At 27.3% G+C, this 10652-nt stretch carries 8 protein-coding genes; 1 reads left to right on the plus strand and 7 read right to left on the minus strand.

Features of this window, described 5'->3' with window-relative positions; translation table 11 throughout:
- Positions 1-226: 226 nt before the first annotated feature.
- Positions 227-1015 carry a hypothetical protein gene (locus tag VLM92_RS14970; RefSeq protein ID WP_325277125.1) on the minus strand — a complete coding sequence of 263 codons (789 nt, stop codon included), beginning with the start codon at positions 1013-1015 and terminating at the stop codon, positions 227-229.
- A 186-nt stretch (positions 1016-1201) separates the two neighbouring features.
- Between VLM92_RS14970 and VLM92_RS14975 the strand changes: the two genes are divergently transcribed.
- Positions 1202-1882, plus strand: coding sequence for a hypothetical protein (locus VLM92_RS14975; protein ID WP_325277126.1), 681 nt, complete (start codon positions 1202-1204; stop codon positions 1880-1882).
- A 51-nt stretch (positions 1883-1933) separates the two neighbouring features.
- On the opposite strand, the gene hfq is transcribed toward VLM92_RS14975, so the two are convergent.
- The 6 genes from hfq to VLM92_RS15005 form a co-directional block, all read right to left on the minus strand.
- A complete protein-coding gene (hfq, locus tag VLM92_RS14980) occupies positions 1934-2206 on the minus strand; it encodes an RNA chaperone Hfq (protein ID WP_325277127.1) in 273 nt (90 codons plus the stop codon).
- A gap of 95 nt (positions 2207-2301) precedes the next feature.
- A complete protein-coding gene (gene miaA / locus VLM92_RS14985) occupies positions 2302-3234 on the minus strand; it encodes a tRNA (adenosine(37)-N6)-dimethylallyltransferase MiaA (RefSeq protein WP_325277128.1) in 933 nt (310 codons plus the stop codon).
- Between the two features lie 14 nt (positions 3235-3248).
- Positions 3249-5360, minus strand: coding sequence for a DNA mismatch repair endonuclease MutL (gene mutL, locus VLM92_RS14990; RefSeq protein ID WP_325277129.1), 2112 nt, complete (start codon positions 5358-5360; stop codon positions 3249-3251).
- 49 nt (positions 5361-5409) lie between these two features.
- Positions 5410-8319 carry a DNA mismatch repair protein MutS gene (mutS, locus tag VLM92_RS14995; protein ID WP_325277130.1) on the minus strand — a complete coding sequence of 970 codons (2910 nt, stop codon included), beginning with the start codon at positions 8317-8319 and terminating at the stop codon, positions 5410-5412.
- 484 nt (positions 8320-8803) lie between these two features.
- Positions 8804-9637 (minus strand): AIM24 family protein, encoded by an 834-nt coding sequence (locus VLM92_RS15000; RefSeq protein WP_325277131.1) that lies wholly within the window; start codon positions 9635-9637, stop codon positions 8804-8806.
- A gap of 196 nt (positions 9638-9833) precedes the next feature.
- Positions 9834-10652: phosphoenolpyruvate carboxykinase (ATP) (locus VLM92_RS15005; RefSeq protein WP_325277132.1), on the minus strand; the 819-nt coding region annotated here is incomplete at its 5' end.

The raw sequence follows: 10652 nt of genomic DNA on the forward strand, positions 1-10652 counted from the left end.
GATTTACAAAATTGTTCATCCAAAAATTCACAAATTAAATTGTTGACTATATCGTACTCTTTTAAATGACAATCATTAATGCAAAATAGATTAAATTTAATATCACATAAATATTCATATATAGTAGTTAAATTCTGATTACAAATCAATATATAGCCCCCCTTTTTCTATATTTTAAGGAATAAGCTCTTATGTAAAGAGCTTATCCTTTAATTTAGTGTTAGTTTCATTTCTTATATCCACATCCGCATCCACCAGGTTTATATCCATATCCATATGGTGGTTTATGACCATGACAACAACCATGCATCATATTAGGAGGGCAAATAGGTCTAGGTTTTACACAAGCACATTTAGCTGTCCCACAAGGTGTACAATTTTCCATATCACATGAAATGAACGCCATTACTATAGCACTTAATTCAGGTACTAATTTTTCCAGTTCACATAAATCATTTACAAAATCACAAGTCATACATTCAAAGAAAGTAGGTATTGTTTTATCACAAGGTTTTTGATTAAATACACAATCTGCATAATACACTAATGTAGCTGCTTTAGAAACTACGGATATTAATTTAGTTAATAATTGAATTAATAAACATAATAAATCTCCTATAACTTCTTCACATTTCCTTATACAATGAATAGAATCTATTCTAGACTCTAAAGATTCGCATAAGCATCTAAATCTTTCAAATTGTGCTTTAAGACCATAATTCATTGGTACTGTTTCTATTATACAAACTAAGTTATTACAAAGAGTTAATAATAAACCTTCAGTATCAGCAGGATCATCACTAAGTTTTATTAATAGATCCTTAATTCTTATCCAATCATCACAGTCAAATACCTGAGAATCATCTGTAGGAAGATCCTCACAATCGCCTATAAATATAGGTGCTGCTGGTGTTATACCCGGTAATATTTGTCCATTTATTATGTTTAATAATCCCTGAGAAACATATTCTAAATTTTGAATATACGGAACTGTATATTGACCACAAATTGCCAATTGAAACACTCCTTAATTATTTTTATATTTTTGAGACATTAATGTCTTCTCCATACCAATATATGATATTCACTATAAAGTGACACAATAAAAATAAAAAATTTTTTTCAAAATTTAAAAAATGACAATAACCTTTTTTGTTAACTATCATATTATGAAATATATGTTTAATAGGAGGGACTATATGTGAATGTAGTATGTAAAAGAAATATAAGGTTACACCCTGCAAATGTAGGCACAATATATGACAGCGTTAGAACTATAAATAAATTAAATTCTAATATTCCCATAAACTTTGAAATATTAAGCGAATGTCCGCTACCAAATAATGCAAAAATAGATATACTAGAAACTAAATTTGAATATCAAATATGCAAGGTAGATAAAAAAATTTTAGTAAATGGACATAATGTTGATTGTACTTTAAATTCTATAAAAGACAAAATATGCCTAAATAAGAGCTATATAAATTTAGTTCATAAAAATTGTTCGAATTTAATTTTGAGTATAGTAGAGAATATAAGTTTTGATTTTAAGATAAAAGTAAAAGTGAAGGCAATAGCGTATATAGATAATTGTAGAAAAGTATTCTTTGAAGCGTTTGGAGAGGGGGAAGACCATATAAAAAGTATTTTACTTAGCAATGTGTGTGCTCCTAATATGGTGAAATATTCACAAAATATATATTTGAAATTTGATAATGATATTATGGGTATGGCATATCCAGAATTTTTATTTTTATCACCTATATATGACTGTGATTTAAATATAGATTTTTTATTAGGAAATGCATTTTTAAACTATATAATAAACTTGGATATAACATCTTTAATTTCATCAGATTTAAATTTGCCTTCTTATAAATAAAACTCTACAAAGCTATATGCTCTTTGTAGAGTTTTATTTTTGTTAATTCAATTATCTATTATTATTGTAGTTATTGTTATTTCCTTGTTGTTGATTAGGATTTTGGAAGCTTATATACTTTCCTGGAAGTATAGTAGACACTGCATGCTTATATATCATGTTTTGCTGTTTGTTATCGCCTTCTAATAATATTATGTAGCTATCAAACCCCTTAACTATTCCTTTTACTTGAACCCCATTCATTAAATATATAGTTACAGGTATTTTTTCTTTTCTAGCATTGTTTAAAAATAAGTCCTGTAAGTTTAACACTGAATTTTTCATTTGCATATATCCTCCCGAGATCTTAATTAAATTTAAAAGATTAATATATATTATTTAGTAATTTTATACTATTCCTCTATTATATTTTATATAAGTTATATCATTTTTTCAATATAGTTAATGATTTCTTTTTCAAGTATTTCTTTATCACTATATTCATCTAAATTAAACCACTTAGCATTATCATATCTTCTAAACCAAGTTAACTGACGTTTTGCATATCTTCTTGAGTCCCTTTTGATTATTTCTATAGCTTCATCAAATGAATATTCACCGTCTAAGTATTTGATTATTTCTTTATATCCAATACCTTGCATAGATATCATATCCTTAGTGTAACCCATATCTAGTAATCTTTTTACTTCTTCTACTAAGCCACCATCCATCATGATATCTACTCTTTTATTTATTCTTTCATATAAATGTTGTCTTTCTCTATTTAGTACAATTATTATCGGATTATATTTTTCATTAAATCTTAAGTCATTAGAAAAATCGTTCATTTTTTCTCCGCTAAGACATACTTCTAATGCTCTTATAACTCTTTTAGTATTATTTTTGTGTATTCTGTTTGCACTATCTATATCTAATGCTCTTAGCTTTTCGTGCATGTAGTCTATACCATGTTCTTCAAGTTCTAATGTTAAACTTTCTCTTAGTTCATTATTAGCATCTGATTTAGCAAAATCCATGTTATATATTAAAGAATTTAGATAAAGCCCCGTACCGCCAGTCACTAATACATTTTTGCCTTTTTCAGTTATTTGTTTTATATATTTATTTGCTCTTTCTTGAAACTCCGATACTGAAAAAGAAAAGTCTGGTTTTACTTCATCTATTAAATAATGAGGTACTCCGCTCATTTCCTCTTTAGTTACCTTTGCACTTCCTATATCCATGTACTCATATATTTGCATAGAATCTGCTGATATTATCTCAGCATTTAAAGATTTCGCTAATTTTATTGATAATTCAGTTTTTCCAACAGCCGTTGGCCCTGTAAGTATTATAATTGGTGTTTTTTTCATAATTATCTTCCTATCTACATAATTCTTTTAAACATTTTTTCAATTTCATTTTTAGAAATTTCTACTATTACTGGTCTACCATGAGGACAAGTAAAAGGATTTATACATTCTTCCATTTGCTTAAATAAGCTAGTTATTTCTAAGTTTTTGATTTTATCATTTGCTTTTATAGCAGCCCTACATGCCATAGAGGCAAATTTTTCTCCTTTTAACTCATAGTTATTTTTTATTTCGTCTATATTATCTATTATTTGTAGTATAAATTTCTCACTTTCAGGAACACCAAATACAGTTGGTACACATCTTATCATTATATGATTATTACCAAAGATTTCAATTTCAAAACCAAACTTCATAAATAAATCTAGATTTTTCTCAACCTGTAACATATCTACATTTGAAATTTCTAATACTATTGGGTCAAGTAACATTTGCATGTTTATTTCACTTTTATAAAACTTGTCCATGTACTTTTCATATAGTACTCTTTCATGTGCTGCATGTTGGTCTAGTAAATACATTGAGTTATCCTTTGATAAAATTATATATGTGTCAAATATCGTACCAATTACATTGTATGCAGATAACGAAAACTTATTATCCTCATTATCTTTAAAAAATACTTCCTGAATAGGTTCTTTTTGTATATTATTTTCTAAGCTTTTTTGTAGGTCTTGGCTTCTTTGTGCTCTATCACATTCTACTAAATCATGCATAGAAAAAGATTGATTCAAATCAAGGTTTACATCTTTTATAAGTAAAGCTTCCTTAGATTCGTTAATATTTTCTTCTATAAATGTATCCTTTTTAAAATTCTCATCTATATCTTTTTCATATATATCTTTAAATTTGCTATCTTTTATTTCAATACTCTTATATTCATTATCTGTTAAGTTACTCTTTTTTGTATAGTTTAAGTTATCTTCATTATTACTTTTATTTAATATATCACTTACAGATAAAAAAGTATCTATAGGTTTTTCAGTATCAATTTCCACAACATCTATATTTTTTTGTTTACTTAAATCAGCTTTATATGATGAACCTGCTAAATCAACTTTATCTAAAGTATTTAAACTCGGTGTACTTTTAGATTGATTTACATTATTGTCATAAGTTTCATATTTTCCTATTAAGTTTGAATTCAGTAATGATTTTCTTAAAAAATCTCTAAGTTCTATATAAAGCTCTTTTTCATTTTCAAATTTTATTTCAAGCTTTGTTGGATGTATATTAACATCAATACTAGCTGGATCTATTTCTATATTTAAAAAGCATACACCATGCTTATTTATAGGAATAATAGCTTTATAAGCTTCACTTATAGCATCTAGTACTACCTTACTTTTTACAAATCTTTTATTTATGTAAACATGCTGTAAATTTTTATTTGATCTATATACATTATTATTTCCTATATATCCATTTATTTTAAAATGCTTACATTCATATTCTACTTCTATTAAATTTTCACATACATCTTTTCCATAAATACTTCTAATAACACTTATTACCTTATTATCACCTGGTGTATTTAGCATTGGCTTGTTATTGTTTATATATTTAAACTGAATACTTGGATTTCCTATAGCCAGCTTATTAATTAAATCACTAATATTTATAGTTTCAGCATGAGTAGATTTTAAGAACTTTTGTCTAACTGGTGTATTATAAAATATATCTTTTATAATAATAGTAGTCCCATTATTAGCACCAACTGGTTCTTTTGATATAACTTTACCACCTTCTACTATAACCTTAGTACCAATACATTCATCTTTAGTTTTAGTAATCATTTCAAGTTTGCATATAGCAGATATAGAAGCTAGTGCCTCTCCTCTAAAACCTAGGGAATATAAATCATATAAGTCATCTATCTTTTCTATTTTACTAGTAGCATGTCTTAAAAAAGATTTATCAACTTCACTAGAAGGTATACCACAACCATTATCGGTGATTCTAATTAATTTCTTTCCGCCATCAATAATTTCAATAATGACTTTAGTACTTCCTGCATCAACACAGTTTTCTACAAGTTCCTTAACCACAGAAGAAGGTCTTTCAACAACCTCTCCTGCAGCTATTTTATTTATAGTTAAATCATCTAATATATTAATTCTATTCATGTTATCCTCCCTCCACTAAGCACTTCACTTTGTCGGGTATTATTTTACACTACTTTTTCGCTTTCTTTTGTAGCATATAAAGTGCATTCATAGCATCAAGTGGTGTCATATTTAATATATCTAAGTTTATAATTTCATTCACTAAATTATTTTCACCTATATTATCAAAAGATATTTGAGCAACAGCCACTTCTTTAACTACATCACTTTCATTTACTTTCTCATTTAAACTTATATACTTATCATTTAATTTATTATAGTTTGCTTTTTCTTTATTATAATTTTTAGTTAACTCTTCATACTTAATTTTTAAAGATTCATGCTCATTTTTTAATTCATTATCTTTAAGATCAATTTCATTTATACATTTAAGCTTATTTTCTAAATGTTGTTTATCATTTTTTAATTTTTCTATTTCTTTTTCTAAGCTTTCTATTTTATCTTTACTTAAAGCATCTATATTACATATATTCGAATTGGTCTTGTCAAACTTAATTTGATTTATATTATTATCATGATTTATAGCAACACTTTCATATACATGATTTTTTTCTAAATCACTTAATATCTCACGAGATCTATTTATTACTTCATCTGGAAGCTTAGCAAGTTTTGCTACATATATACCATAACTTTTATCAGCACCTTGAGGAATTATCTTTCTTAAGAATATTATATTATCACTATCTTCTTTAACTGCTATTGAATAATTTTTAACATCACTAAATTCATTTTCTAAGTCTGTAAGTTCATGATAGTGAGTTGCAAATAATGTTTTACATTTAATATTTCTTTGAATATATTCTACTATTGACCATGCTAAACTTATACCATCATAAGTACTAGTACCTCGTCCTATTTCATCAAGTATTACTAAACTCTTGTCTGTAGCATTTTTAAGTATATGAGATACCTCACTCATTTCAACCATAAACGTAGATTGACCTTGACTTAAATCATCACTAGCCCCAACTCTTGTAAATATTCTATCAAGTATTGGGATATTTGCATACTCAGCTGGTACAAATGAACCAATGTGTGCCATTAGTGCTATTATTGCACTTTGTCTCATATAAGTAGACTTACCAGCCATGTTTGGCCCCGTGATTATATTTATTATATTTTCTCCATCATTTAAATAAGTATCATTTGGAACAAAGTTCTCTTCACCTACTAAGTTTTCAACAACTGGATGACGTCCATTTTGTATATCTAACTTATTGTCTTCATTTATTATAGGTTTTACATAGTTATTCATATATGCAACTGTTGCAAATGATACAAGTACATCTATGTTTGCTATTATCTTAGCAGTTTTTTGTATTCTATCTATGTTTTCATATATTGTATTTCTTATATTTACAAATATTTCATATTCTAGTGTTTTTATTTTTTCTTCTGCATTAAGTATTTTATCTTCTATTTCTTTAAGTTCTGGAGTTATAAATCTTTCTGCATTACTTAAAGTTTGCTTTCTTATATAACTTTCATCAATTACAGCTGTGCTTAAATTTGCTTTTGTTATTTCTATATAATATCCAAAAACCTTATTAAATCCTATTTTTAAAGATTTAACTCCTGTTTTTTCTTTTTCACGATTTTCTATTTCTTTAATCATGAAAGCACCATTTTTAGATATATCACGAAGCTCTTTTAGTTCGTCACTAAAATCTGATTTTATTATGTTACCATCTTTTATTGTTATTGATGGTTCTTCTTTTATAGCTTCTTGAATTAAGTTATAAATATCATCTAAGTTGTCCATTTTTTCTATATAGTTTTTAAGTATATTAGCACTAGATGAGTTTATAGTATTTTTAAAATTTGGAAGCTTTTCTATAGAATTTTTTAAGTGTATCATTTCCTTTGGTGTTACTTTTTCAAAGGCTATTTTCCCACAAATTCTTTCTATATCATATACATTTTTTAAGATTTCATTTAAGTCTTCTCTAAGCATGAAATCGTCTTTTATTTCTTGTATAACATTTAACCTACGTTCTATACGTTCTTTATTAACTAAAGGTTCTTCTACATACTTACGAAGTAATCTTCCTCCCATTGCAGTAGATGTTTTATCTAATACATGAAGTAGTGAACCTTTCTTTTTGTTACCTCTTATAGTTTGTGTAAGTTCTAGGTTAACTCTAGTAAACATATCAAGTACCATATATTCACTACTATTGTATATGTTTATATTGTTAATGTTTGAAGTTACTTGTTTTTGAGTGTTATATATATAATTTAAAAGTATTGATAAACTATTTTTTATTAACCCATTTTCATCAAATTTTAATTTTTGTAAGTAAACTTCTGGGAAGTATTCTTTTAATATGTTTATATCTAAATAGTTTTCACTAAAGTTTTCATTTATATATATATTACTTAGAGTTGCTATATTGTTTAGCTTATCTATAAAGCTTAAATCATTTAGTATTATTTCAGTTGGATGAACTTTTGCTATTTCTTCAATTACTTTATCTTGTGATAAATGTGTAGCATTTACTTCTCCTGTACTTATATCCACATAAGTTAAACCTATATTTTCTCCTTCTTTATATAAACTCATTAAATAGTTGTTTTTCTTGTTTTCAAGTAAACTTCCCTCAAGTACCGTACCTGGAGTTACTACTCTTATGACATCACGTCTTACTATTCCTTTAGTTGTAGATGGGTCTTCCATTTGTTCTCCTATTGCAACCTTAAACCCGCTTTCTACAAGCTTTGATATGTATGCATTTGCACTATGAAAAGGAACTCCACACATAGGAGCGCGCTCCTCAAGTCCACAAGATTTTCCTGTCAATGCTATTTCAAGTGTTTTTGAAGCTACTAATGCATCTTCAAAGAACATTTCGTAAAAGTCCCCTAGCCTAAAAAATAATATACAATCTGGATATCTATCTTTAACTTCGAAGTATTGTTTCATCATAGGAGTTAGTTTATTTCTGTCTATTGTCATGGATTTTCCTCCTTTATTACTATGCTTTATATTTTCTTTGACTCTTTATCTTTATCCTTAATACTCAATTATAAAACTTTTATTTACTTAAAGTGTGTCATAATTATATGTGTTTGCTAAATATGACATTTTCTTTTGGTCTAATTAATTATTATATCATACCTGAAAATTATTATTAAGGCTATATGTATAAATTGTTGTACAAAAAATAGTCTATAGACACCTTTTAAAAGCTCTATAGACCATTTTTATAATTTAATATCTTATTTATAAGTTAACGACATCTACAACATCTTCTACAGCGTCCACAGCAAGGACAAAGCAAGAAAAATAAAAAACGTCTTCTACAACATTTACAGCAACCAAAAAATAATAATCTATGATTCATATTACAACCTCCTTAATATATATATATTCAAAATTTCACTATTCGTTCATGAATAATATAATATTCTACAAGGTATTACATTTTTCAGATAGTTAATTAACCCTTTTGGCGAGGTGATGTATTATTCATAGAGTTATTGTGAGTTGGAAGTCCATAGTTCATTTTTTCATACATTGGTTGAGTTGGTGCTATCCAAACTTTACCACATCCTGTAAATGTATTTAAAAGACCTTCTCCATTTATAGCTGAACCAAATAAGCTTTTATCAGATTTTGTAACACTGAAATTTACACCTTTTGTTCTAGCTATTGCGAAGTTTCCATCTACTTTTAGTTCTTCTCCTGGTGTAATATCGCATTCTATCAACTCTTCTTTAGGCACATTGCACTCTAAAACTACTATACCTGTTCCAGATAATTCAATTTGAAATATTCCTTCTCCTCCTAATAAAGTAGCTGATATATTCTTTTGAGCTACTCCTTTAATCCTTATATCCTCTGAACAACAATAAAACATTCCTTTATCAACTATTATACTTTCCTTAGATAATTCCATCATTATATAGTGTTTGTATGATGGCTCTAATAATATTTCTCCAGTACCAATATATGTAGGCTTAATAGCACTTTCATTAGTAATTGCTCCAGATATAGCTTTTTTGAATAGGCCACCTACTCCACCTATGTTGCTTTTAGATTGTATATTTCCTTTGTAGTAATACAGTGCACCTGCTTCAGTTTTTACTGAGCTATTATTTAATCTAATTCTTACTTGTTTCATTTTTAGTCCTGCTTGATTTGCAAAAAACAATCCCATTGCTGTTTGTACATTTTGTGCTCCCTCTAGGTTGTTGTACGCAATTACTTCAAAGTCTACATCGTCATAAGATATTCTATCAATTATAGTTATTTTTTCTTCTAGTGTTTTCATAATTTATCTCCTTTATCAATACCATAGGTTTAATTATATTTTAGTATAAATTTTTTTCTTTTTTGATTCCTTTATTTTTACGCTTTCCTTTAATTCATTATCTTCTATTAATTAGACTAATGTCAACTTATAGTCTATAATAACTAAAAAAACCTTACGTCGTGAATCACGACGTAAGGGTCTATGTATATATAATTTATTCAGTTGCTGCAATTTCTGCCATTTCTACATTTTCATATTTATTTAACCAAGCTTCTCTTTCTCCTTTTAACTTGCTTGCTATTTGTGCATACTCTTCTTTAGTATAATAATTTCTTGGATTATACTTTTCTATATCTATTCCCTTAACTTCTTTAGCAACCTTATAGCCCCACTCTTTATCTTCTATCCACTCAATACTATCTCTTGCAATTTCTTTCATTATAGTAGTAGATACTTTTATAGTTAACTTCTCACCTTCAAAATCAGCCTTAGCTCCAACACTTCCTGTGTTTAATATATAGCATTCCATATCTGGATTATCTTGTAATATTTCTTTAAGCTTTAATCCTTCTTCTATTTCAGGTCCCATTATAAAAGGATTAGTACCTACACATCTTTTAGATTGCCCAGCCTTAGTTGGATCTCCAGCTGAAGTTTCTATAGATTCTCCTAGCATAAATGCGTCTAATGCTTGAGCTGGATTTAATTTAATAACAGGAGGAACTATATCTTTTCTTCTAGTTATAAATATTATTTTATTAGCTTTTTCTAAATCTACAGTATCATCTGTAGTATCTATTTCTTCTCTTAATATTACACCTCTACCATTTGATGTTAAAGTTGTATCATAAAAATCAACCTTACCATCTTCATAAACTTTTATATTTTCTAAAACTGCATTATCAGCAGATGCTGCTTTATATAAAACACTTTGTTGTTCAGGATTTAGCCCTTCTGTTTTTATATAGAAACCGTTTTCAGTACCTACGCAATAACCATTTTCATCCATAAACACAACATCATCTTGTCTTAC

Source organism: Romboutsia sp., from assembly GCF_035470145.1.
GTDB lineage: Bacteria > Bacillota > Clostridia > Peptostreptococcales > Peptostreptococcaceae > Romboutsia_D.